Source organism: Phenylobacterium sp. (assembly GCF_041691455.1).
Lineage (GTDB): Bacteria > Pseudomonadota > Alphaproteobacteria > Caulobacterales > Caulobacteraceae > Phenylobacterium.
This window is the reverse complement of the sequence record NZ_JBEPUO010000010.1, coordinates 1-24,158: the sequence shown is the minus strand read 5'-3', so window position 1 is coordinate 24,158 and position 24,158 is coordinate 1. Positions and strand designations below refer to the sequence as shown.

The 24,158-nt window shown below is 68.5% G+C and carries 21 protein-coding genes; 12 read left to right on the top strand and 9 right to left on the bottom strand.

Going from position 1 to position 24,158, the window contains the following annotated elements; translation table 11 throughout:
* Nucleotides 1-9 precede the first annotated feature (9 nt).
* Both ACESMY_RS13655 and ACESMY_RS13650 read right to left on the bottom strand, forming a co-directional pair.
* A complete protein-coding gene (locus ACESMY_RS13655; protein WP_372785150.1) occupies nt 10-1,623 on the bottom strand; it encodes a flavin monoamine oxidase family protein in 1,614 nt (537 codons plus the stop codon).
* Between the two features lie 204 nt (nt 1,624-1,827).
* A complete protein-coding gene (locus ACESMY_RS13650; RefSeq protein WP_372785149.1) occupies nt 1,828-2,010 on the bottom strand; it encodes a CsbD family protein in 183 nt (60 codons plus the stop codon).
* 187 nt (nt 2,011-2,197) lie between these two features.
* Here ACESMY_RS13650 and ettA point away from each other — a divergent pair, with 187 nt between their 5' ends.
* Both ettA and ACESMY_RS13640 read left to right on the top strand, forming a co-directional pair.
* A complete protein-coding gene (ettA, locus tag ACESMY_RS13645; RefSeq protein WP_372785148.1) occupies nt 2,198-3,862 on the top strand; it encodes an energy-dependent translational throttle protein EttA in 1,665 nt (554 codons plus the stop codon).
* A 139-nt stretch (nt 3,863-4,001) separates the two neighbouring features.
* Complete coding sequence (locus ACESMY_RS13640; RefSeq protein ID WP_372785147.1) at nt 4,002-5,804, top strand: calcium-binding protein; 1,803 nt, start codon at nt 4,002-4,004, stop codon at nt 5,802-5,804.
* A 27-nt stretch (nt 5,805-5,831) separates the two neighbouring features.
* On the opposite strand, the gene ACESMY_RS13635 is transcribed toward ACESMY_RS13640, so the two are convergent.
* Nucleotides 5,832-6,239 carry a hypothetical protein gene (locus ACESMY_RS13635; RefSeq protein WP_372785146.1) on the bottom strand — a complete coding sequence of 136 codons (408 nt, stop codon included), beginning with the start codon at nt 6,237-6,239 and terminating at the stop codon, nt 5,832-5,834.
* Nucleotides 6,240-6,341: 102 nt separating this feature from the next.
* A complete protein-coding gene (locus ACESMY_RS13630; protein ID WP_372785145.1) occupies nt 6,342-7,595 on the bottom strand; it encodes an MFS transporter in 1,254 nt (417 codons plus the stop codon).
* A gap of 242 nt (nt 7,596-7,837) precedes the next feature.
* Between ACESMY_RS13630 and ACESMY_RS13625 the strand changes: the two genes are divergently transcribed.
* From ACESMY_RS13625 to metH, 6 genes are all read left to right on the top strand, one after another.
* On the top strand, nt 7,838-8,779 hold the full coding sequence (locus tag ACESMY_RS13625; protein ID WP_372785144.1) for an NAD(P)-dependent oxidoreductase: 942 nt from the start codon (nt 7,838-7,840) through the stop codon (nt 8,777-8,779).
* 10 nt (nt 8,780-8,789) lie between these two features.
* Complete coding sequence (locus tag ACESMY_RS13620; protein WP_372785143.1) at nt 8,790-9,161, top strand: VOC family protein; 372 nt, start codon at nt 8,790-8,792, stop codon at nt 9,159-9,161.
* A gap of 59 nt (nt 9,162-9,220) precedes the next feature.
* The gene (locus tag ACESMY_RS13615) at nt 9,221-10,192 is read left to right on the top strand and encodes an ArsR/SmtB family transcription factor (protein WP_372785142.1); all 972 of its coding nucleotides are present in this window, start codon (nt 9,221-9,223) and stop codon (nt 10,190-10,192) included.
* Entirely contained in the window at nt 10,189-11,142 is a 954-nt protein-coding gene (gene metF / locus ACESMY_RS13610) for a methylenetetrahydrofolate reductase [NAD(P)H] (RefSeq protein WP_372785141.1), read from the top strand. Before ACESMY_RS13615 ends, metF begins: the two co-directional genes overlap by 4 nt.
* Entirely contained in the window at nt 11,139-12,200 is a 1,062-nt protein-coding gene (locus ACESMY_RS13605) for a homocysteine S-methyltransferase family protein (protein ID WP_372785140.1), read from the top strand. Before metF ends, ACESMY_RS13605 begins: the two co-directional genes overlap by 4 nt.
* A 171-nt stretch (nt 12,201-12,371) precedes the next feature.
* Entirely contained in the window at nt 12,372-15,032 is a 2,661-nt protein-coding gene (gene metH, locus ACESMY_RS13600; RefSeq protein WP_372785139.1) for a methionine synthase, read from the top strand.
* Between the two features lie 84 nt (nt 15,033-15,116).
* Here the strand turns inward: metH and ACESMY_RS13595 are convergent, their stop codons facing one another.
* Nucleotides 15,117-16,004 (bottom strand): LysR family transcriptional regulator, encoded by an 888-nt coding sequence (locus tag ACESMY_RS13595; protein ID WP_372785138.1) that lies wholly within the window; start codon nt 16,002-16,004, stop codon nt 15,117-15,119.
* Nucleotides 16,005-16,183: 179 nt separating this feature from the next.
* Between ACESMY_RS13595 and ACESMY_RS13590 the strand changes: the two genes are divergently transcribed.
* Both ACESMY_RS13590 and ACESMY_RS13585 read left to right on the top strand, forming a co-directional pair.
* On the top strand, nt 16,184-18,328 hold the full coding sequence (locus ACESMY_RS13590; RefSeq protein ID WP_372785137.1) for a TonB-dependent receptor: 2,145 nt from the start codon (nt 16,184-16,186) through the stop codon (nt 18,326-18,328).
* Nucleotides 18,325-18,987 (top strand): gamma-glutamyl-gamma-aminobutyrate hydrolase family protein, encoded by a 663-nt coding sequence (locus tag ACESMY_RS13585; RefSeq protein ID WP_372785136.1) that lies wholly within the window; start codon nt 18,325-18,327, stop codon nt 18,985-18,987. The genes ACESMY_RS13590 and ACESMY_RS13585 overlap by 4 nt, the downstream gene beginning before the upstream one ends.
* A 141-nt stretch (nt 18,988-19,128) precedes the next feature.
* On the opposite strand, the gene ACESMY_RS13580 is transcribed toward ACESMY_RS13585, so the two are convergent.
* Both ACESMY_RS13580 and ACESMY_RS13575 read right to left on the bottom strand, forming a co-directional pair.
* Nucleotides 19,129-20,046, bottom strand: coding sequence for an NADP-dependent oxidoreductase (locus tag ACESMY_RS13580; RefSeq protein WP_372785135.1), 918 nt, complete (start codon nt 20,044-20,046; stop codon nt 19,129-19,131).
* A gap of 149 nt (nt 20,047-20,195) precedes the next feature.
* Nucleotides 20,196-20,459, bottom strand: a complete 264-nt coding sequence (locus tag ACESMY_RS13575) for a DksA/TraR family C4-type zinc finger protein (protein WP_372785134.1) — start codon at nt 20,457-20,459, stop codon at nt 20,196-20,198.
* A gap of 310 nt (nt 20,460-20,769) precedes the next feature.
* Between ACESMY_RS13575 and ACESMY_RS13570 the strand changes: the two genes are divergently transcribed.
* Nucleotides 20,770-21,567, top strand: a complete 798-nt coding sequence (locus ACESMY_RS13570) for a hypothetical protein (RefSeq protein ID WP_372785133.1) — start codon at nt 20,770-20,772, stop codon at nt 21,565-21,567.
* Between the two features lie 37 nt (nt 21,568-21,604).
* On the opposite strand, the gene ACESMY_RS13565 is transcribed toward ACESMY_RS13570, so the two are convergent.
* Nucleotides 21,605-22,471 (bottom strand): hypothetical protein, encoded by an 867-nt coding sequence (locus ACESMY_RS13565; RefSeq protein WP_372785132.1) that lies wholly within the window; start codon nt 22,469-22,471, stop codon nt 21,605-21,607.
* Between the two features lie 160 nt (nt 22,472-22,631).
* Between ACESMY_RS13565 and ACESMY_RS13560 the strand changes: the two genes are divergently transcribed.
* Nucleotides 22,632-23,909: a serine hydrolase domain-containing protein gene (locus tag ACESMY_RS13560; RefSeq protein ID WP_372785131.1), complete on the top strand. Its 1,278-nt coding sequence runs from the start codon at nt 22,632-22,634 to the stop codon at nt 23,907-23,909.
* A 1-nt stretch (nt 23,910) separates the two neighbouring features.
* Here the strand turns inward: ACESMY_RS13560 and ACESMY_RS13555 are convergent.
* A partial coding sequence (locus ACESMY_RS13555) for a hypothetical protein (protein WP_372785130.1) occupies nt 23,911-24,158 on the bottom strand: 248 nt, incomplete at its 5' end.

The following is a 24,158-nucleotide window of genomic DNA, read 5'->3' as shown; positions in this document are numbered from 1 at the left end:
CGCCAGCGCTCAGGCTGCAGCGGCGCGGCGCGCCGGTTCGACGGCCGTGGTCTGGGCGATGCGGTCGGCGAGCAAGCCGATCGACCGGTGGGCGGCGAAAATCGCGCCCTCCTGCCAGCCGGGCAGCTGGCTGAGGTGGGCGCCGGAGAAATAGACGCGGCTCAGCGGCTCGTTCAGCAGGCGGTGCGAAGGATGGTCGATATGGCCCTCCTCGATGACGCCGCGCCCGCTGTAGTTCGGCCAGGCCCCCAGATTGAACGGGATCTTGCTCCAGTTGACGACCGCCGGCTTCTGCAGATCCTGGCCGTGGCCGGGGTGCAGGGTTTCGACGGCCTTTCGCGCCATCTCGATCTGTTCGGAGAGCGGCCGCGCGGCCGCCGCCCGGGCCGCGGCTGCTTGAGGAAAGCTAGCCAGCAGCATGCCGCGCTCGGTGTGCAGGTCCGCGCTGGGATACCAGACCATGTTGGTTTCGCCCCCCACGAAGGAGATGCCGCCGTAGATCTGCTGGCGCTCCCAGAAGCGGGGCGCTTCGAAGCCGATCTTGTTGGCCAGGTCGTAGCGCACGGCGGCGATCGCCTGGCTCACCTCGGGCGGGAAGTTGGTGTCGATCTTCGCCAGGATGACCAGCGGCAGGGTGATGATGGAGAAATCAGCCTCGGCCAGCGCGGTCTTGCCGGAGGCGCGATCGCGCCAGGTCACCTTCACGCCCCGCTCGTCCTGATGAATCTGGGTGACCTCGGCGTTGCGGATGATCCGGCTCGTGATGGCGCGTTCGAAGGCCGCCGGGATGCGATCCATGCCGCCGACCGGCTGGAACATGGTGGCCTGCATGTAGGGGCTCTCGTCGAACCAGCTTCTGTCTATCTGGGCGTTGGTCAGCAGCTCGTGAAACGGTAGGGGCTCCCGGGCGACGGCCAGCTGCGCGGCGGGGCCGGGAAGCTGGGTGTAGCCCGAGCGCTCGCTTCCCCTGAAGCTCATGTCCGGCGCCAGATCCCCGTAGAGCTTCAGGAAAGGGAGGAGGCGCGCCCGGTCGTCGGCCGTCAGCTCCTGATCGAGTGCGCCCTTGTTCACCGCCTTGGCCAGCAGCTCGGCGATGTGGCCACGCGCGTCGTGGATCCCCTGGCGCATCTGGATCGGCCGGCCGCCGTTGGAGTCCCGGTCCCAGAGCCAGGCGCTGCGGCTGGCGTTGACCTCCACCTCCAGGGCCACGCCGAGCTTGCGGCAGTAGCCGAGCAACCCCTCGTGGTGGCTGGGGATCCGGGCGGGCCCGGCGTTCATGTAGATCCCATCCGAGAACTGCACCGTCTGGTCGGCTTCGCCCACCATCTCGATCTTCGAGCCGCCGCGCAGGGTCCAGTTGCGTCCGCCGAGCCGGTCGCGGGCCTCCAGCACGGTCACCGTGAAGCCGGCGCGCTCCAGTTCGTAGGCGCTGACCAGGCCGGCGATACCGCCGCCGAGGATGATCACGCTCTTGCCGCGGCCGAACCCGCTCGGAAGCCGCGGCGCGGCCGTCGCTACGGCGGGGGTGGCCATCAGGCCCAGCGCGACCATGGTGGAATAGGCCGCGCCATAGCCGCCGGTGGCTCCGACGCGGTGCAGGAACGAACGACGGCTGATGGGCATGACGGGTCCTCTCTGGAACCCGCTAAGAGCCAAGGCGCGGCGAAATCCGCCATTTGACGGGGCGACTTGGCGTCCAGACGCAGCAGGGGCCGCGCTCTGCAGCGCGGCCCCTGGCCTCGAAAGGCGCCCTCGTCAAACGGCGCGAAGGCGGGTCCGTTGGGGACGCGGAATCTCGCCGTCGGGGAACGAAGGGCGCGCCTGAGCCTACTTCTTGAGCGCGCTCCGGGCGGCGTCCTTCAGGGAGCCGACGCCCTTCTGGACCTTGCCGGCCACGCGGTCGGCGGCGCCTTCGGCGGCCATCTTGTCATTGCCGGTCGCCTTGCCGACGCCTTCCTTGATCGAACCCTTGGCGTCCTTGGCGGCGCCCTTGATCTCGTCCTTGTGCATGGGGAGCACTCCACTTGTGTCACACGGGCCAGGACGGCCCCGTTGCGATGAGTACGCAAAGGCAAGCTCAAGGTTCCGCCGGTCAGCCGGCGGCTCTTTGAGGCGGGGCGATTGCGCCCGGGGCCGCCCGCCGCTATCTGCGGGGCCACAATTCCCAATCATTCCTGTCGAGCGGTGCGGACGCCCCATGGCGCAGCAATACATCTATCAAATGCAGGGCCTGACGAAGGCCTTCCCCGGGGCTCCGAAGAAGACCTTCTCGGATATCTGGCTGTCGTTCTATCCGGACGCCAAGATCGGCGTGGTCGGGGTCAACGGCTCCGGCAAGTCGACCCTGCTCAAGATCATGGCGGGGATCGACAAGGACTTCACGGGCGAGGCCTTCGCGGCCGACGGCGTCAAGCGCGGCTACCTGGAGCAGGAGCCCAAGCTCGACGACAAGCTCGACGTCTGGGGCAATGTCATCGCCTGGTGCGAGGAGAAGAAGCTTTTCGACGAATACAACGCCATCGCCGCCAAGCTGGGCGAGGACTACACCGAAGAGCTGATGGAGGAGATGACCGCGCTCCAGGAGAAGCTGGACGCCGGCGACCTGTGGGACATCGACAGCCGGATCGAGATGGCGATGGGCGCGCTGCGCTGCCCGCCCAACGATGCGCCGGTCGACAAGCTCTCGGGCGGCGAGCGGCGGCGCGTGGCCCTGGCCCGCCTGCTGCTCTCCAAGCCCGACATGATGCTGCTCGACGAACCCACCAACCACCTGGACGCCGAGAGCGTCGCCTGGTTGCAGCACCACCTGGAGAACTTCCCGGGCTGCATCATCCTGGTGACCCACGACCGCTACTTCCTGGACCAGGTGACCAAGTGGACGCTGGAGCTCGACCGCGGCAAGGGCCTGCCGCACGAGGGCAACTACTCCTCGTGGCTGGAGGCCAAGACCAAGCGGATCGCCCAGGAGGAGCGCGAGGAAGCCGGCAAGAAGCGGGCGATCGACCGGGAACTCGCCTGGGTGCGCTCCTCGCCCAGCGCGCGCCGCACCAAGTCCAAGGCCCGCCTGTCGGCCTTCCACGACCTGCAGAACGAGGCGGAGAACGCCAAGCAGACCTTCGCCCAGATCCAGATCCCGCCAGGGCCGCGCCTGGGCCAGCAGGTGATCGAAGTGACGGGTCTGGAGAAGGAATACGGCGACAAGCTGCTGTTCAAGGACCTCACCTTCAAGCTGCCGCCGGGCGGGATCGTCGGCGTGATCGGCCCGAACGGCGCCGGCAAGTCGACGCTGTTCAAGATCATCACCGGCCAGGAGACGCCCGACCAGGGCAGCGTGAAGCTCGGCGATACGGTGAAGCTCGCCTACGTCGACCAGAGCCGCGACGATCTCGACCCCAAGAAGAACGTCTGGGAGGAGATCTCCGGCGGGCTCGACATCATGAAGGTCGGCGGGCGTGAAATCCCCAGCCGCGCCTATGTGGGCTCGTTCAACTTCAAGGGCGCCGACCAGCAGAAGAAGATGGGCCTGCTCTCCGGCGGCGAGCGCAACCGCGTGCACCTGGCCAAGACCCTGGCGGCCGGCGGCAATGTGCTGATGCTCGACGAACCGACCAACGACCTGGACGTGGAAACGCTCGGCGCCCTGGAATCGGCGCTGGAGGACTTCCCCGGCTGCGCCGTGGTCATCAGCCACGACCGCTTCTTCCTCGACCGCCTGGCCACCCACATCCTGGCCTTCGAGGGCGACAGCCAGGTCGACTGGTTCGAGGGCAATTTCGAGGCCTATGAAGAGGACAAGAAGCGCCGGCTCGGGGCCGACAGCCTGATCCCCCACCGCATCAAGTTCCAGAAATTCACGCGCTAAGCGTGCAAGCTTGACCTGGAATCAGCGCCCCTCCAGCATGCGCGCGGGGGGAGTGCGGGGCGTCTTGTTCCGGCCTGGCTGATCGCTACTCGTGCGTTGGCGGCCGATACAGGCGTCCGGCTCCGGGTGGAGCTGACGCATGACGACCTTTTTCTCTTCATCGATCACCGACGCGCAGGCGCTGACCTACAGCGCGGCCACGGACTCGCTGATCTTCAACAACGGCGAGACGGCCGCCGATGTGCGCTTCGTCATCACCAACAGCGCCATCGCGACCAATGCCGTCATGACGACCCCGAACGGTCACCAGGTGACCTTCGGCCTCGGCATCCTGGGGGAGAGCGATTTCACCTTCCTCGACAATTCCAAGCTGTTCATCGGCACGTCGCAACAGGACCGGATCTTCGGGACCCCGGGCCGGGACGCCATCTTCGGCGGCGACGGCCCGGACTCGGTGGGCGGCAGCGGCGGCGGCGACGTCCTGAATGGCGGGGCCGGCGTCGACAACCTGCTCGGCGGGTCGGGCGGGACGACCTTCGTCTTCGACCCTTCCCAGTCGCCGGTCGCCACGCCGGACTTCGTCTCCGACTGGGTGAGCAGCGACACCCTGGAATTCAGCGGCCTGCTCGGCAAGGCCGGCCGCTACGAGGAGGCGAGCGCGCAGAGCCTTGAGGCCGCGACCGCCTTCGCCAACCAGGAGATCGCCTCGGGGGCCGCGGACTATGTGGCCGTGCAGGTCCAGAACTTCGTCATGGTGTTCGCCGACACCCACAACGACAACGGCGTCGCCGACGATGCGGTCCAGCTCGCCGGGGCCCGCCTGTTCGACATCTCGGCCGCGAACGTCGTAGGCGCTACGGATGTCACCCCGCCGCCGGTGGTGGCGATATCCGGCGTGACTGGGACGATCACCGGCAACATGGAGGCCGCTCGCCTTCACGACCTCAACCCGGCCGTCATCGACGTCGCCTCCGACACCATATTCAGGGCCGATGGGGCGGGTGGGCTGAGGATCGAGCTGGACGGCCAGGGTTTCACCTATTCGGATCCGTTCATCACCGGCGGGACGGTCGCCTCGGTGCATTTCGACGACGTGGTGGGCGGAAACACCCCCGCGCAGACGACCGTCATGAACATGAATCTTGTCCTGCCGGCGTCCGGCCTCTTCGCGCCGCAATTCGAAACCTGGCTGGTCGCCGACGACATCACCTCGGCCTTCACCACGATGCTGGCCGGGGACGACAGGCTGAACGGCGCGGGCGGGGCTGACCTGCTCCATGCCTATGCGGGCAACGATACCCTCTCGGGGCTCGGGGGTGGCGATACGCTCTACGGAGGCCTCGGTAACGACATCATCCGCGCCAACTCCCCCCAGGCCGAAAACGTCGGGCCGCCGGCGTCCACCTACCTGCGGGGAGAGGAGGGCGACGATGTCATCTACGGAGGCACGGGCTTCGACGACATCAACGGCAACATGGGCAACGACGTCCTGCACGGCAACGACGGCAACGACTGGGTCGTCGGCGGGAAGGACAACGACAGCCAGACCGGCGACGCCGGCGACGACGTGGTCTGGGGCAATCTGGGCAACGACACCCTGGACGGCGGCGACGGCGCCGATCAGGTGCGCGGCGGCCAGGGCGACGACGTGCTGACCGGCGGGGCGGGCAATGACTATATCTCCGGCGACCGGGGCAACGACACTGAGAGCGGCGGGGCCGGGGCGGACCTGTTCCACGGCTCGCAGGACGCCGGGATCGACCGGGTGCTGGATTTCCATCTGAGCGAAGGCGACCGGGTGATGCTCGACCCCGGCACGACCTACACGGTGACCCAGGTCGGCGCCGACACGGTCATCGACATGGGGACGCCGGGCAACCAGATGATCCTGGTGGGCGTCACCATGTCGACCTTGCCTCCCGGGACGATCTTCCTGGGCTGAGCCCCGCCCCACGACGGGGAGCGGGGTCTACTTCGGCGGTGGCGCAGGTGTGCTGGGCGCCGCCTCGGGAGGCGTCGAGGTCTGCGGATTGACTTCACCGGCGGGCGGCGTCGCGACGGGCGGCGTGACCGGCGCGAGCGACGCGCCGCTCGTGCTGGGGGTGCTCGGCGCGGCGTCCGGAGTGGAGCGGACGTCGGAGCCGGCCGTTGTCGTGGCCGAGGTGTTCGCGCTCGCGCCCGTGGATGCGGCCTCCTGGCCGGACCACCAGTCCTTGGACGCCCGCTGCTTCGGCGAGGCCTTCAGATAGGCGCCGAGCTGGCTGTAGGGGATGGGCTGCTTCGGAGCCGCGGCGGTCGCGGGCTTAGAGGCGGCGAGGACCGGCCCGGCGGTGATCGCCAAGGCGACGGCGCCAGCGGCCAACAGAATGGTCTTCATGGAAAGTCTCCCTCACGACGAAACGCCGCCGAGGCGGCGCCCGGTTAACCTGTGAAGCCGCTCCAAGGTTTCGCTCACGGCGCGAGTGAGGTTTGGCCGCTCTCAGGCTTCCTCTTCGCCTATCGGCATCTCCCTGACCTTCCAAAGCGGCGACAGGGCCCCGATCAGCGGGCCAATGAGCAGGCCGGCGATGGCCGCCAGAAGCGTCTGGCGCAGCCCGAACGCCTGGCCGAGCGCTCCGCCGACAAGGGCCCCGACCACCGCCGCGCCGCCGCCGAGCGCGCGGAAGGTCGCCCCGACACGGCCGAGCAGGTTCTGCGGCAGCACGGTCTGGCGCAGGCTGCTCGCCAGGATCAGGGGGATCACCCCGAAGGCGTCGCCCAGGAACTGCGAGACGACCAGGCAGGTCATGGCGCCCACGGGGTTCGACGGCGCGAGAAGCAGAATCATGGTGCCCAGCGCCGACAGCGCGCCGGAGATGCAGATCGCCGGGCCGACGCCCAGCCGCCGCGCCATGGGCTGGGCCAAGGCGGACCCCGCCAGCGCGCCGACGCCGCCCGCGGCGATGCCGATGCCCAGAAGCGCCGGGCTCAGGCCAAGGCCACGAAGCACGAAGACGATGTAGAGCGCGCTGAAGAAACCGCCGAACAGGGCGCCGACACCGGTCATGATCAGCAGGATCCGCACCCGCGGCTCGTCCCAGGCGGTCCGGGCGCCGGTGACGACGCCGTCGACCCAACCACGCCGCCGCGCCTTGTCCGCGAGCGGCGGCTCCGGCGTTCGGATGCGCGCGAGCAACAGGGCCGACAACAGATAGGTGGCCGCGTTCACCGCCACTGCAATCGGCGCGGTCAGCCATTGGAACAGGATGCCGGCGAGCGCCGGGCCACCCATCTCGGCGACCGACTCCGTGGCGCTGATCTTGGCGTTGGCGTCGGTGATCAGCCCCTTGCCGACCAGGCCCGGCAGATAGGCATGGTCGGCGATGTCGAACAGCACGCTGCTCGCCGCCACCAGGGCCGCCGCCGCATAGACCTGCAGCATGTTGAGCAGGCCGAGCCAGGCGGCGATCGGCAAGACGATGAGGATCAGGGCGCGGGCCAGGTCCATGGCGATGAGGATCGGGCGACGGGCCGTGTGGTCGACGAAGTCGCCGGCCGAAAGCCCGACCAACAGGGCCGAGCTACTGGCGAGGGCGGCGAGCAGGCCAAGCTGCGTCGGCGAGGCCGCCAGCCCGATCACCGCCATCATCGGCAAACCCTCGCGGGTGATCCGCGCGCCGAAGTCGGACACGGTCTGGGCGGCCCAGAGCCGCATGAAATCGCTCTGACGCCAGAGCGGGCTTTTGGAGGTCATGGAAAGGTTCAGACGGCTGGAAGGGCGGTCACGCGACCGCAAGGCCTCCGGCCGCATCGCGACCGGCGGAGCTCGGGTGAGCGCGTATTTTTAAGCCGCCGCGCCGCTCACCGGGCGCGCTTGTGCCGACCGGCGTTCTCTAAGTCAAGGTCGGAGCAGCCAGGAACCGCCGCAGGACCTTGCCTGCCCGGCTTGGCTATAGGAGTGAGGAGCGGGGCGAACGACCCCGAGATGGAGCGACGATGTCCGAGCCGCTGACCCTGATCGCCGTGCCGTTCCTGACGGTGCTGGAGCCGGCTTTCCAGAAGGGCGGATTGTCGACAGCGCGGGCCTGGGACCTCACCGAGGAACAGCGTCCGCAGGTGCGCTCCATCGTCCATGCGGGCGAGGTGGTGCTGACGCCCGAGTTCCTGTCCGGCCTGCCGGGGCTGGGGCTGATCGCCTGCGTGAGCGTGGGCTATGACGGTATCGACGTGGCCTGGTGCCGGGCGAATGGCATCGAGGTGACCCACGCGCGCGGTCTGAACGCCGAGGACGTCGCCGACCACGCCATCGGTCTGATGCTGGCCGCCTGGCGCAACATCCCGGCGCTGGACCGGATTGTGCGCGAGGGCCGCTGGAAGCAGGAGGAACGGATCGGCTCGCAGCCCAGCCTCGGCGGCCGGACGCTGGGGGTGGTGGGCCTGGGCCATATCGGGGCCGCGGTGGCGAGGCGCGCCGAGGCGCTGCGGCTGAACGTGCAGTGGTGGGGTCCGCGGCCCAACGACGAGGCGCCCTGGCCCAGGGCGGAGAGCCTCAAGGCCCTGGCCGAAGCCAGCGATATCCTGGTGGTCTGCGCCCGCGCTGAGGCGGCCAATCGCGGGATGATCTCGCGGGAGGTGATCGAGGCGGTGGGTCCGCAGGGCATGATCGTCAATGTCGGACGCGGCTCACTGATCGACGAGGACGCCCTGATCGCGGCGCTGAAGGACGGGCGGCTGTGGCGGGCGGCCCTCGACGTCTTCGTGCAGGAGCCGACGCCCGCCGAGCGCTGGGCCGAGGCGCCGAACGCGGTGCTGACGACCCACACCGCCGGCTCCAGCAACGAGGCGGTGCCCTTGATGGTCGCCCAGGCGATCGACAATGTGCAAAGGTTCCTGGCGGGCGAGGGGCTGGCCAGCCCTGTGGCGCCGGTGGCGGACTAGGGAGGGCGGCATGGCCAAGGTGCTCGGCATCGGCGGGGTGTTTTTCAAGGCGGACGACGGCCCGGGCTTACGCGATTGGTACGCGCGCGTGCTTGGGTTCTCGGTCGAGGACTGGGGTGGGGTGGTGTTCCCGCCGTCCGGCCGGGGGTATCAGGTCTGGAGTCCGTTCAAGGCCGACTCCGACCATTTCAAGCCGTCATCCGCGCCCTACATGATCAACCTGATGGTCGACGATCTGGACGGCGTGCTGGCCAAGGCGGCCGCCGAGGGCGTCGAACCCACGGGCCGGCAGGACGACGAGAGCTTCGGGAAGTTCGCCTGGATCATGGATCCCAACGGTCTGAAGGTGGAACTTTGGGAGCCGGCCGCCAAAGCGCCCTAAGCGCGCGACTCGTCGGCCGTTAACTTGACATAAAGACATAAAGATATCTTTATGCGCACATGAAGCTCTCAGCGAGTCAGGCTGTAGAGGTGCTGCGCGCCGCGGGCGAGCCCTCGCGCCTGCGCATCCTAGCACTTTTGGCGCGCGAGGAACTCGCCGTCCTCGAACTGTGCCGCGTGCTGGACCAGAGCCAGCCCCGGGTCTCGCGCCATCTGAAGCTCCTGGCCGAGGCCGGGCTGGTCGAACGGTTTCCCGACGGGGCGTGGGTTTTCTACCGGCTGACCGCCGGCGGGCAGGGCGGCGACCTGATCGCCGAGGTGCTGGCGCGCACCGATCCGGCCGACCCGATCCTGGTGCGCGACGCCGAGCGATTGTCGGCCGTCTGGGCCGAGCGCGCCGCCGACGCGGGGGAGTATTTCGCGCGCAACGCCGCGCGCTGGGACGAGATCCGCTCGCTCTACGTCTCCGACGCCGACGTCGAGGCCGCCATCCTGGCCGCCGCAGGCCCCGGACCTTTCAAGCGGATGGTCGACCTGGGCAGCGGCACGGGGCGGATGCTGACCCTGCTCGCCCCCCACGCCCAGGCGGCGCTGGGTCTCGACCTGTCGCAACAGATGCTCAACATCGCCCGCAACCGGGTGACCGAGGCGGGGCTGCAGCGCTGCGAGCTGCGCCACGGCGATATCTTCGGCACGCGTCTTCCCGATGAGAGCGCCGACCTGGTGGTGGTCCATCAGGTTCTTCACTACCTGGCCGACCCGGCCGCGGCGGTGAAGGAAGCGGCGCGCATCGTGGCCGGCGGCGGCCGGCTGATCATCGCCGACTTCGCGCCGCACCGCCTGGAGTTCCTGCGCGAGCAGCACCAGCACCGGCGGCTGGGCTTCGCCGAGCCGGAGATGGCCCGCTGGCTGGCCGAAGCCGGCCTCAGCAAGGTGCGGGTCACCGCCCTGCCGCCGGCCCGCAAGGAAGGCCTCACCGTCAAGATCTGGACCGCCGAGCGCGGCCAGGAACGCCAAAGGAGCGCCGCATGAGACGCCGGAAGTCCGACTTCGGCGACCAGGTCCTGGGCCCCATCGCGCGCGCCGGCGGCGAGGCGCCGAAGCCCAGCGTCTCCTTCGAGTTCTCGCCGCCCAAGACGCCCGAGGCCGAGGACACCCTGTGGGAGGCGATCCGCCGGCTCGAGCCGCTGAACCCGACCTTCGTCTCGGTGACCTATGGCGCCGGCGGCTCCACGCGCGACCGGACGCACCGCACGGTGCTGCGGATGCTGAAGGAGACCACGCTGAAGCCCGCCGCCCACCTGACCTGCGTCGAGGCCAGCCGCGGCGACGTCGACGAGGTGATCCAGGACTATTGGGACGCCGGCATCCGCCACATCGTGGCGCTGCGCGGCGACCCGCCCGGCCAGATCGGCGGGAGCTACACGCCCCGGGCCGACGGCTACTGTAACGCCACCGAACTGACCGCCGGCATCCGGGCCATCGCGCCGTTCGAGGTGAGCGTCGGGCTCTATCCGCACGTCCATCCGGAGAGCCCGTCGATCGACCACGACATCGACGTGCTGAAGGCCAAGGTCGACGCCGGGGCCACCCGGGCGATCACCCAGTTCTTCTTCGATCTGGATGGGTTCCTGCGGTTCATGGACCGGGTGCGGGCGGCCGGGGTGACCATCCCGATTTCGCCGGGGATCATGCCGGTGACCAACTTCAAGGGCCTGAAGAAGATGTCGGGGCCGATCGGCATCCAGCTGCCGGCCTGGCTCGGCAACCTGTTCGACGGGCTGGACAGCGATCCGGACACGCGCCGGCTGCTGGCCTGTTCGGTGGCCACCGAGATGTGCGCCCGGCTGACCGAAGAGGGCTTTTCCGACTTCCACTTCTACACGCTCAACCGGGCCGACCTTACCTATGCGATCTGTCGCGTGCTGGGCGTGCGCGAACCCGAGACCCCCCAAGACGCCAAGAAGGAGGCCGCGGCATGACGCGGAGCGAACGCATCGCGGCCCTGAAGGCGGCCGCCAAGGAACGCGTCCTGATCCTCGACGGGTCCTGGGGCGTGATGTTCCAGAAGCGCGGACTGACCGAGGAGGACTACCGCGGCGAGCGGTTCAAGGACCACCTGGGCCAGATGAAGGGCAACAACGACATCCTGTGCCTGACCCGGCCGGACATCGTCGGCGAACTGCACGACGCCTACTATGCGGCCGGCGCCGACATCAGCGAGACCAACACCTTCTCGTCGACTTCGATCGGCCAGGGCGAGTACGCCCAGGAGGCGGCCGTGCGCGACATGAACCTGGCGGGCGCCCGGATTGCCCGCGAGGTCGCCGACCGCTGGACGGAGAAGGAGCCGGGGAAGCCCCGGTTCGTGGCGGGCTCCATCGGCCCCCTGCCGGTCATGCTGTCGATGAGCTCCGACGTGAACGATCCAGGCGCGCGGAAGGTGAATTTCGAACAGGTCTACCAGGCCTACCGCGAGCAGGTGCTGGCGCTGCACGACGGCGGCGTCGACCTCTTCCTGATCGAGACGATCACCGACACGCTCAACTGCAAGGCCGCGATCAAGGCGATCCTGGATCTGCAGGACGAGGGGTATGAGCCGCTGCCGATCTGGATCAGCGGCACCATCACCGACCGGTCGGGGCGCACGCTCTCGGGCCAGACGGTGGAGGCGTTCTGGAACTCGGTGCGTCACGCCAAGCCCTTTGCGGTGGGCCTCAACTGCGCGCTGGGCGCCGACCTGATGCGGCCGCACATCGCCGAGCTCAGCCGGATCGCCGACACCTTAGTCTCCGCCTATCCGAACGCCGGCCTGCCCAACGCCATGGGCGAATATGACGAGACGCCGGACGAGACCGGACATCAGCTCCACGACTGGGCCGAGCAGGGCATCGTCAACATCCTGGGCGGCTGCTGCGGCACCACGCCGGACCACATCAGGCACGTGGCCGACGCGGTGCGCGGGCTCAGCCCCCGACCCGTGCCGGAGCGCCCGACGGCCATGCGGCTCGCCGGCCTGGAGCCGTTCGAATTGGTTTAGGTCTTCCTTCTCCCCTTGCGGGAGAAGGTGGCCTCGCGAAGCGAGGTCGGATGAGGGGTCGCCTGGCCCATCCGCCGACCTCATCGGATAGATTTGAGAGACCCCTCATCCGTCGGCTTTGCCGACACCTTCTCCCGCAAGGGGAGAAGGGGGGTCATGAAGCGGATTTGAATGCGACCTCTCTTCATCAATATCGGCGAGCGGACCAACGTCACCGGGTCGGCGAAATTCAGGAAACTGATCGAGGCCGGAGAGTATTCTGAAGCGCTCAGTGTCGCGAGACAGCAAGTTGACGCTGGTGCGCAAGTATTGGATGTCAATATGGACGCCGGACTGCTCGACGGGCAGGCGGCCATGGTGACGTTCCTGAACCTGATCGCGGCCGAGCCTGACATCGCCCGCGTGCCGCTGATGATCGACTCCTCGAAGTGGGAGGTGATCGAGGCCGGCTTGAAGTGCGTGCAGGGCAAGGCGATCGTCAATTCGATCTCGATGAAGGAGGGCGAGGCGAAGTTCGTGGACCAGGCCAAGGCTTGTCTGCGCTACGGCGCGGCCGTGGTGGTCATGGCCTTCGACGAGATCGGCCAGGCCGACACCGCCGCCCGCAAGATCGAGATCTGCCAGCGGGCCTACAAGATCCTCACCGAGCAGATCGGCTTTCCGCCCGAGGACATCATCTTCGATCCCAATATCTTCGCCGTGGCGACCGGGATCGACGAGCACAACAACTACGCGGTCGACTTCATCGAGGCGGTGAAGGTGATCAAGGCCACCCTGCCGCACGCGCGGATCTCGGGCGGGGTCTCCAACGTCAGCTTCAGCTTCCGCGGCAACGAGCCGGTGCGGCGCGCGATCCACGGCGTCTTCCTCTATCACGCCATCGCCGCCGGCATGGACATGGGCATCGTCAACGCCGGCGACCTGCCGGTCTATGACGACATTCCCGAGGAGCTGCGCGAGGCGGTCGAGGACGTGATCCTCAACCGCAAGCAGCGGACCAACATCTCCAACACCGAACGGCTGGTGGACCTGGCGCCCAAGTACAAGGGCGGCAAGTCGGAGGCCAAGGGCCCGGACCTGACCTGGCGCCAGGGCACCGTGGGCCAACGCATCACCCACGCCCTGGTGAACGGCCTGACCGACTTCATCGAGGCCGACACCGAAGAGGCCCGCGCCCAGTCCGAGCGGCCGCTGCACGTCATCGAGGGCCCCTTGATGGACGGGATGAACGTGGTCGGCGACCTCTTCGGCTCCGGCAAGATGTTCCTGCCCCAGGTGGTGAAGTCGGCCCGCGTGATGAAGCAGGCCGTGGCCTATCTCGAGCCCTTCATGGAGAAGGAAAAGGAAGGCAAGCCGCGCGAGGCGGCCGGCAAGATCCTGATGGCCACCGTCAAGGGCGACGTCCACGACATCGGCAAGAACATCGTGGGCGTGGTTCTGCAGTGCAATAACTACGAGGTCATCGACCTGGGCGTCATGGTCCCGGCCGACCGCATCCTGGACGAGGCGATCGCCCACAAGGTCGACATGGTGGGCCTCTCCGGCCTGATCACGCCGAGCCTGGACGAGATGGCCTATGTGGCGGGCGAGATGGAGCGCCGCGGCTTCACCATCCCGCTGCTGATCGGCGGGGCGACCACCTCGAAGACCCACACCGCGGTCAAGATCGAGCCGAAGTACAAGGGCGGCCAGACCACCTATGTGCTCGACGCCAGCCGCGCCGTGGGCGTGGTCTCGGGCCTGCTCTCGCCCACCGAGAAGGTGCGGCTGCAGGCCGAGACGGCGGCCGATTACGTCAAGGTGCGCGAGGCCTTCGCCCGCGGCCAGGACAAGCGGGCGCGTTCGAGCCTCGCCGAGGCGCGCGACAACGCCTTCACCCCGGACTGGACCGCCTATGAGCCGCCGAAGCCGGGCTTCATCGGCACGCGGACCTTCGCGCCTTACGACCTCGCGGACCTCGCGCGCCACATCGACTGGTCGCCGTTCTTCGCCAGTTGGGAGCTGATCGGCCGCTATCCGCAGATCCTCGAGGACGACGTGGTCGGCGAGGCCGCCGTCAGTCTGTTCGCCGACGCGCAAGCCATGCTGCAGCGGATCATCGGCGAGCAGTGGTTCGAGGCCCGCGGCGTGGTCGGCTTCTGGCCGGCCAACGCCGACGGCGACGACATCGTTCTCTATACGGACGAAAGCCGCGAGACCGAGCTCGCCCGGCTGCACAGCCTTCGCCAGCAGATGGCCAAGGCCACCTCCCAGGCCGACGGCGGCCGGGCCAATGTGGCGCTGGCCGACTTCGTCGCCCCGGTGGGGACCAGGCCGGACTGGGTGGGCGGCTTCGCGGTCACCGCCGGCCACGGCGAGGCCGAGATCGCCAAGCGGTTCAAGGACGCCGGCGACGACTATTCGGCGATCATGGCCTCGGCGCTGGCCGACCGCCTGGCCGAGGCCTTCGCCGAGGCGCTGCACAGGAAGGTCCGCACCGAGCTCTGGGGTTATGCCCCGGACGAGGTCTTCGACATCGACGCCCTGGTGGCCGAGCAGTACCGCGGCATCCGCCCGGCGCCCGGCTATCCCGCCCAGCCCGATCACACCGAAAAGGCGACGCTCTTCAAGCTGCTGGACGGCGAGGCCGCGACCGGCCTCTCGCTCACCGAGAGCTACGCGATGTATCCGACCGCGGCGGTCTCAGGCCTCTACTTCGCCCACCCAGAGAGCCACTACTTCGGCGTCGGCCGCATCGAAAAGGACCAGGTCGCCGACTACGCCCGGCGCAAGGGCTGGGACCTGAAGACGGCGGAGCGGTGGCTGGGGCCGATCTTGAACTACGAGGCGTGAGCGGGCGGGGCGTCGGCTTCTGACTCATCCCTACCGTTCGGAATGTCCGCAATAGGAGGTGCGCCAACGGCGACCTCCTCCTAGTCAGGCCCTGGCGGTGAACACCCGATCGGGCCACAGCGATGTCAGCCAATCGTGGAACGCCCGCATCGCCGGCGAAGGCGGGTGAGATTTGAGCCAGGTAAGCCAGTAGCCGTCGGCGCCGGCCTCGATCGCGAACGGCCGCACGAGCTGACCGTTGTCCAACTCACGCTGAAACAGAGCATGAGGTGCGAGCGCGACCCCTTCGCCGCGGATCGCGGCCTGCGCCATGATCAGCGAGGAATCGAAAAGCGGGCCCCGCACGTTCACAGCATGGATCCCTGCCGCCCGGAACCAGTTGAGCCAATCCTGCGGCCGGTAGGAGCGCAGGAGCGGCAGGCGAAGCAAATCGGCGGGTTCCTGGAGCCGCTCGGCCAGTTGCGGCGCGCAGAGCGGCGACATCGGCGCACGGCAGATCAACTCGGCTTCGCAGCCGTGCCACGCGCCATCGCCGAACCGGATGGCGTAGTCCAAGCCTTCGGCGACCACGTCGACCTTGTTGTTGTTGGTGAGCAGCCGAAGGTCGACCAGCGGATAGGCGATACGGAAGGCGGGCAGCTGCTCCAGCAGCGCGCCGACGACAAAGGTGCCGACCGCGCTGACCGTGAGGACCTCTTGCAGGCCGCCAGCCTCGAATTGTTCCAGCAGTCTGTCGATCGCCCCGAAGGCTTCAAACAGCGTCGGCGCCAGCGCCAAGCCCTCGTCAGTCAGTTTCAGTCCGCGATTGGAGCGTCGGAACAAGCTGACACCTAGCCGCGCCTCCAGCCCTTTCACCTGATGGCTTATCGCGGTCTGGGTTACGCACAGCTCCTCGGCGGCGCGGGTGAATGAAAGATGCCGCGCCGCAGCCTCAAACGCCCGCAGCGCATTCAATGGGATCGTCGCGCGCATCTCCAGCCCCAAGATTTTCTCATGATCCGGCTGCGGTCTTATCCTTTGCGCACGCCGTGCGGAACAGTTGATTTTCTCAGCTTCGCGATCGGGAAAGCGGGGCCGCCGATGTTTACGACACTGCCGATTGGAAACGGGCGCCCAGCGGGATTCTAGCGGTGGGATTGGTGCTTGCTCTTATGCAATTGGCCCTGGCCGATCTGTCGGGTCAGGCCGCCCCATCCGGAGCTACCTCGGCCAAGCTGGGAAGCACGACCGTAACCGGCATCACCGTGAACGGCGCGCGCGCCCAGGTGGAAACGTCCATCGATCGGAAAAGCTATTCTGTCACCAACGACCTTACGGCTCAGACCGGCAGCATCGCCGACGTGCTGCGCAACATCCCGTCCGTGCAGGTCGACGCGCGGGGCAACCCCAGTCTGCAGGGCGAAGGCAATGTCATCGTCCTCATCGATGGGCGGCCATCTACGCAACTCAGCGGCCAGAGCCTCGGCGAGGCGCTGCAGGCCATGCCGGCGGATCGGATCGACCGCGTCGAGGTGATGACCAATCCGTCCGCCGAGTTCCAGGCCGCGGGCACGGGCGGGATCATCAACCTGATCACCAAGAGGGCGAAGGGCGCGGGGTGGACGAGCTCGGCGCGGCTGAGCACGGAAACCGAGGATCGCGCCTCGGCCACGGTCAGTTTCGGCTACAATTCGAGCAAGCTCAGCCTCACGGGCGACGCGACGTACAGGCACGCGCGCCAGTCGGAATTCGACACCGTCGATGTGAGTCAGCCCGACCCGGCCACCGGCCGTGTCAGCGACAGCCAGGACGTGGGCCGGGTGCGCAAGACCAACGGTTACTGGCAGGCGCATGCCGGCGCGGACTATGACGTGGACAGCCGCACACGGATCAGCGGCTCGGCGCAGTATCACACAAACCGATACCGCAGCCTGTACGCCGACCAGTTTGTCCAGGACGACGCAGCGGGCGGTCCCATATCAGCCCTGGACCGGACGGGCCTCGAACGCTGGTTCCACAACGCGGGCGACGCCTCGCTGAGCTGGCGTCGAACCTACGGCGAAGGCCATGACCTGACCTTCAACGCCAACGCCAGCGAGTCGGAGATCCACAACGATCGCACTGATGTGCTCGCGCCGTCGGCGCCCCTGGGCCAGGCGCCGTCCAGCCGACAGGTCATCTGGACGATCCTGGCGAAGCAAGCGCGGTTCACGGCGGACTACGAGCGGCCGCTCTACGGAGGCCAGCTGAAGCTGGGCTATGGCTTCGAATATGAGCCCGGTCGTGTCGAACAGATGGCGGGTCTTGGCGGAGCCGGTGGCCCGATCACCCTCGATCCCGGCCAGCGCGACGTCTTCGTGGACAACGAAACCGACAACGAGGCCTATGTCTCCTACGAGCACCGATCAGGGAATGTCACACTGCTCGCCGGCCTGCGCGCCGAAAACGCCCATTTCGACCTCGATCAGCAGGCCCAGGGCGTTCAAGCGGCCCACGACTATGGACGGCTCTTTCCCAACCTGCACCTGGCCTACGATCTGGGAGACGGCCGCCAGCTGACGGCCAACTACACCTGGCGCACGAACCGGCCCAGCGCGCGTCAGCTGGACCCTTTCGTCACCTCGCAAACCCCCGTTTCCCTGCAATCCGGCAATCCCAACCTCAGGCCGGACGACCAGTCCCGCTACGAGCTGGGCTTCGAGGACCGGCACGGCGACGGCGCCACGGTCGTCACGCTCTACTATCATCACCGGAGCCACGCCTTTAATCAGCTCTACACGAGCCTCCCCAACGGCGTTTTCCTCGAGGAAAGCGTCAATGCCGGCGAGGGTCGGACCGCCGGCGGGGAGTTGGCGGCCAGCGGCAAACTGACGCCCACGCTCCGGTACAACCTGAGTTGGGACGAGTACTGGATCGAGCTTACGCCCTCCCCGGGTCTCGGCCTCTTCCAAACCCGTTCGGCGGTCACCGGCTTTGGCCGTGCGGGCCTGACCTGGAACATCACCGGGAAGGATCTTCTGCAGATCGACCTCGTCAGCACGGCCAAGGGGTTAAATCCGCAGGGCCATTCGGATCCGACCTATTCGGGGAACATCGGCTACCGCCATATCGTCAATGGCAATGTCTCCTGGGTCTTGGCGATGAAGGACCCCTTCCACACCCTGCGCTACAGGTCCGTGGAAGACATCCATGGGGTCGAAGACCGTCGTGTCACAGTGGCGTCGAGCCGTTCCGTATCCTTGACCCTCGTGTGGAATTTCCTCGGCAAGCCAAAGGACGAGGGATTCGATTTCGGATCGGGCGAGGGCAGGCGATGAGCCGCCCGCGTATCGCCGTCCTCATGGACGAGAACACGTCGTCCGGCGGAACACACTATGAGGCCCACAAGGGGTACTTCCACCGCCTGATCGATGCGGGCGCGGCGCCGTTCGGCGTTCCGTATGAAATGCGCCTAGTCGACGAAGTGGTCGATTCCTTCGACGGACTTCTCACCGCAGGAGGCCGCTTCGCATTCCCTGCCGCGTGGTACGCGATGCAGGCTCCGCAGGCGCCCCAGACCGCGCGGCCAGAGGTGGAAATCGCGCTCGTCCGGGGCTTCCTCAAACGAGACAAACCCGTGCTTGCGATGTGCGCCGGCATGCAGGCCTTGGCGTGCATCCATGGCGCGAAGCTTGATGGGAACGTTGCCGGTCACGACGCAGGCGGACCCCATCACGTGACGACGTTGCCTCGGACGCTTCTCAGCACACTCGCCGGGGAGCGTCTCTCGGTGAACTCGCATCATCGGGAGGCGCTGGCCGCACTATCTGACGCCGTGATCGCCAGTGCGGTCGCTGAAGACGGAGTCATCGAGGCCATCGAGCTTCCAGCGCACAGGTTCGCGGTGGGGCTGCAATGGCACCAGGAGCTGCATGGATCCGATCATCCCGGACAGGCGATCTTTGGCGGCTTCGTCAAGGCAGCGACATCGCCATAGCCAATGGCCGACAGCGGCTTGAACGGGTTACTCGAAAACTGGGTCGAATGTCCCCAGTCCGGCGCAACCTGAAGGTCTCCTCCTGGCGCGAGGCAGGCGTTCTCTGTGGTCCATTTTGCCGTTGTTTGCATCCCGGAGTCCTCATGGGCGAACGCGAATGATCGTCTTCCCGGGGTGTCGCTCGGTCGGGTTGAAGGCGGCGACGGCGTCGTCGAGGGCCGAGACCGTGCCTATGTTGGTCCGCAGCCGTCCGTCCCGCACCCGCTGGACAATCTCACTCAGTTGGGCGCGATCGGACTCGACAACGAAGTTGACCGCCAGGCCGTCGGCGGGCCGCGCCTCGGACGGACCGACGATGGACACCAGCGTCCCTCCGGGTCGAACGAGTCGCGCGGATCGCTTCCCGATATCGCCGCCGATGAGATCGAACACCAGATCGACGCCGCCGACGTCTTCGAGGACGTCGTTCTCCAGGTCGACGAATTCCTGCGCGCCGAAGTCGAGCGCCTTCTGGCGGTCGGCCGCGCGCCCGGTGCCGATGACGTAGGCGCCCGCCAATCTTGCGAGTTGCGTCACCATCGACCCGACGGCGCCGGCCGCGCCGTGCGCGATCACGCGCTGCCCCGCTTGAAGGCGGCCGTGCACGATCAGCCCCTGCCACGCCGTCAGGCCCGAGATCGGCAGGCTCGCGCCTACCGTGAAGTCGACGTCGCCCGGCAGCGGCGCGAGGTTGCGCGCCTCGACGGCGGCGTGCTCGGCCAGGGCGCCGTCTCGATACCAGTCCGTGAGGCCGAACACCCGCTGTCCGAGCGACAGCCCCGTCGTGCCATAGCCGAGGGCGGTGACCACGCCGGCCAGCTCGTGTCCGGGGATCGACGGCGGTCGGTCGCGGCCGAGGCGGTCGGTCCAGGTCGAAGGCCAACCCAGCTCAGTCCCGACGAATCCCGCCGCGTGAACCCGAACAACGACGTCGTTAATCGCTGCCTGCGGTTCGGGCCGCTCAACCAGTTTCATCCCGGCCGCTCCCGCGGCCTGGTCCGTCACCACGATCGCTTTCATCGTCCACCTCCTCGTATGTGGGACTCGTGGAGGGCGACAACGAGGCGCCCTCGGTGTGTCATGGCTCGTAGGCCGATATTGCGGAGCAGGCGAGCAAACGTCCGCTGCATGGCCCAACCTGAAGGTCAGCTCATGGCGCAGAGTCGCCGTCAGCGGAGTTGGCTGTCCTTGGAGCCTCGGCGGTTGATGCCGGCGATGACGACGCGGCTGTCGCGGCCGGACTGGCATTTCACGCAGGTCGTCGCGCCGGGCAGGGCGCGGCGGCGGGCTTGCGGGATCTCATCCCCGCACTCGACGCAGTCCTCGGTCCCTTCGCCGGCGGGCAGGCGCGCGCGGGCGGTCAGGACACCGTCGGTGATGGTGTCCTCGATCTGATCGAGCACCGCGCCTTCGCGCGCCCAGCCGGTCGCCATGTCCTCTCCGATCGTCGTGCCCCGCCTGGAGGTTAGATAGGGGCAGGGCCGCATCCCCAAGCTTCACCCTGGGTCTCGGAGGGCCTGCCCCTGATCGCTCTTGGCCGGCGCGCCTTGGTCCGCCGCGGGGCCGGCCCGCTCCCTACCCTCTCCCTCTCGGCTTCGCCGGGGGAGAGGAGGTGAGCCGCCGGACGTGGCAGAGATGTTCCTATTTTGTTCTTGCATATTCCCCTAAATTGCGCCATCCTCCGAACTGCCCCTGCCATGCGCTTTGCGCCGGCAGGGGTCGGTCCTTTGGCGGGGATTTGGGATGGCGGAGGAGGGCGGGGTTGTCCTGGCGGGGTCGCTCGCCGGGGAGGAGGGCTTCACGCCCGAGATCGGGCGGACGATCTGCGCGCGGGTGGCGGCCGGCGAGAGCTTGCGGCGGCTCTGCCGTGAGCCGGAGATGCCGCACCGCACGACGGTGCGCCGATGGGCCAACCGGGAGCCGCAGTTCGCGGAGGATCTGCGCGAGGCGCAGCGCGAGGCGCGGTTCGAACAGCGGCGGCTCGACCGGGAGCTGGCGGCGGCCAAGCGGGCGCGGCCACGGCCTGAGAAGGGCGGCTCGGACAGCAGCTACACCCCTGCGGTGGGCGAGGCGATCTGCCTGCGGCTGGCCAACGGCGAGAGCCTGATCGCCATCGTGCGCGATGCGGACATGCCCTGCTACGGCACGGTCTACGGCTGGCTGAAGCGGCATCCGGAGTTCGAGGCGGCCTATGTGCAGGCCCGGATGATCCAGGCCGACTACTTCCTCGACGAGGCGCGCGAGGTGGCGCTGGGCTCGACCCACGAGACCGTCTGGTCCGACCGGCTGGCCTTCGACACCATCCGCTGGATGACCGCGCGCATGGCGCCGAAGAAGTACTGCGAGCGGCTGGTGCTGGACGCCGAGATCTCAGCGCGCAAGGCCGAGGCCGCGGGGCTCGGCCAGCGGCGGCTGACGGTCCAGGTCGTGGACTTCAGCCGCGGTCCGAACGGCGAGGTGCTGGTGGCGCCGCCGCGCAACGCGGAGGAGGAGGCGGGTTGGGAACGCGCCTACGGCAAGCCCTACGACGGGCCCCGCTGAGCACGGCCGGTTCGGGCCGGGCGCGGGCGCCCGCGCCTCAGCGTTCGGGGCGGCGGTCGCCGGCGTCGGCTTCCCATTGGCGAAGCTCCTCGATCCGCTGTTCGTAGATCTCGGCGACCGCGCGATGCGAATGCCGCGCGGCGTCCTCCCGGATGCTCAGCCAATCCTGCTGTTCGGCGCGCAGCTCATCCGGCGGCGCGCCCGCCGCCAGCGCGGCCCGGTAGGCGCGGGTCATTCGCCGGTCGGCGTCGGCCAGCTCGGGATCCTCGCAGGCCAGCTGTTGGCCCAGGCTGCGTGCCAAGGCGCAGTCGGGCCCGGTCCCGAGGCGGGCCTGGGCCGGCGGCGGCGCCAGGACCGCAGGCGCGGCGGCGGGCGCGGGCGGCGGCTCTGACCTGGCGACGGCTTCTTGCGGCGGCGCGGAGCGGGCCGCGGCCGGCGCGGGGGGCGGCGGCGAGGCCGCGACCACCGGGGACGGGGAGGTCGGCAGGGTCGGAACCGGTCCGGGCCGAGGAAGCGGCTCTCCCCGCAGGCTCATGGCGAAGGCGGGTTGGGCCGGGGATGGGACAGGCGCGAGCTCGGCTTGCAGCCGTGGCGCGTTGGGATCGCGCGCAGCTTCCCGATCCGGGGCCGGGCCCCAGGCCGGCGTCGCGGTCCAGGCCAGGGCGATGGCGGCCGCGGCCACCAGGCTGACGATCAGCCCTATGGCGAGCCCTGAGGCGCGGCGGCGAACCGGAGGCCCATCCGGCCGGTCGGCGAGGTCCGGATCGCCCCAGGCCCCATCGCCCCAAGCTCCGGCGCGCGCCGCGCCGGCGTGCGGCGGCGCGGCGCGCAGCGTATCGTCTGCATTGCTGTGGAAGCCGATGCGGTGCGCCCCGCCCGGTCTGTCAAATTCGTCTGCCGACATGCCGCGGCCAATCCCGTTGAGGTCCCTCCCAGGCTTTAAGTCCCGGGACGTGGAATTGTTGCGCGGACCGGAACCGGGCGACCGCGCGATCCTGACGCGGGGGAAGCGTTGCCAGGGGCCCGCGAACCGGGCCATCTGTCCTGGGCGGGAGGGTCCTCACATGGCGAACGGGTTTCTGAGCAGGCGGGCCGCGGTCGCGGCCGTGGCGCTGGCGGTCGGGCTGGGCTTGGCGGCCGCGGGGCCGGCGGCGAGCGCGGGCAAGGTCGTCGATCCGAAGGTCTCCTCGATCGTACCGGGCGATGCGGCGGCGCTGGGGTTCGATCCGGCGAAGTTCGAGGCGGCGCGGGCCGGCCTCAAGGCGGACGTGGCCGCCGGCAAGATCTCCGGCGCCTATCTGCTGATCGGCCGGCACGGGAAGGTGGCCTTCCAGGAGGGCTTCGGCGTCCAGGGGCCCGGCCAGACCGCGCCGATGACCGACGAGACGATCTTCCGGGTCTTCTCGATGTCCAAGCCGATCGTCTCGGTGACGGCGATGACCCTGGTCGAGGAGGGCAAGCTCGACCTCGACGCGCCGGTCTCGAAGTACCTGCCGGAGTACGCGAACCTCAGGGTCTGGCAGGCCGACGGGGCGAGCGTTCCGGCGACGAAGCCGATGCTGGTGCGCAACCTGATGAGCCACACCTCCGGCCTGATCTACGGCTTCATCCAGCCGGCCACGCCGATCTCCAAGGCCTGGGCGGCGGGCGGCGAGAACAACGACAACGTGACCACGCGCGAGTACGCCCGGGTGATCGCCAAGCTGCCGCTGCGCTCCGAGCCGGGGACCGCCTGGTACTATTCGCGCTCGACCGACGTGCTGGGCGCGGTGGTGGAGGTGGCGGGCGGCAAGCCGCTGGACGTTCTGGTCAAGGAACGGGTGACCGGCCCGCTGGGCATGACCGACACCGGCTTCTCGCAGCCGGAGGGCCAGCGCAAGCGCTTCGCCGAGCCCGCGAAGGGTGATGCGCAGGTCTATTACGACTACGCCAAGAAGCCGTCGCTGCTCTCCGGCGGCGGCGGGATCTCCTCGACCGCGGAGGACTATCTGCGCTTCGTGCTGATGCTGGAGGGCGACGGGCAGTACAAGGGCGTGCGGATCATCAAGGCTTCGACGCTGGCGCGGATGCGGCAGGACGAGACCACGCCGGAGATCCGCAAGGCGGGCCTGTTCTTCCCCGGCCCGGGCATGGGGTTCGGCCTCGGCTTCAGCCTGGTCAATGACGACAAGCTGCAGCGGCCCGGCAACGGCACCTTCTCCTGGTGGGGGATCGCCGGGACCGAGTTCTGGGTCGACCCGAAGAACGACGTCTTCATGGTGTTCATGGTGCAGAGCCGCGACCTGGCCATGGAATACCAGCGCAAGAACCGCCAGTGGATCTACGACGCCCTGGTGAAGTAGCTCAGTAGGGCGGGTCGGCGAGGGCCGCGAGGCCCTGGCGCCGGTCGAGGTCCCGGATCGACTGGGCGTAGAGGTCGGCGATGTCGGCGATGGCGCTGGCCGGGCGCGCGGCGGCGGCCGTGTCGCGCGCGGCGGCATGGCGCGGCAGGCTTATCAGGCGATGGGACGCCAGCTTCGGCGCGGGCGGCTTGGTCAGCGCGCGGTGGCGGCGGGCCAGGTGCGCGGCCCTGGCGCGCGGCGGGGCGGCGG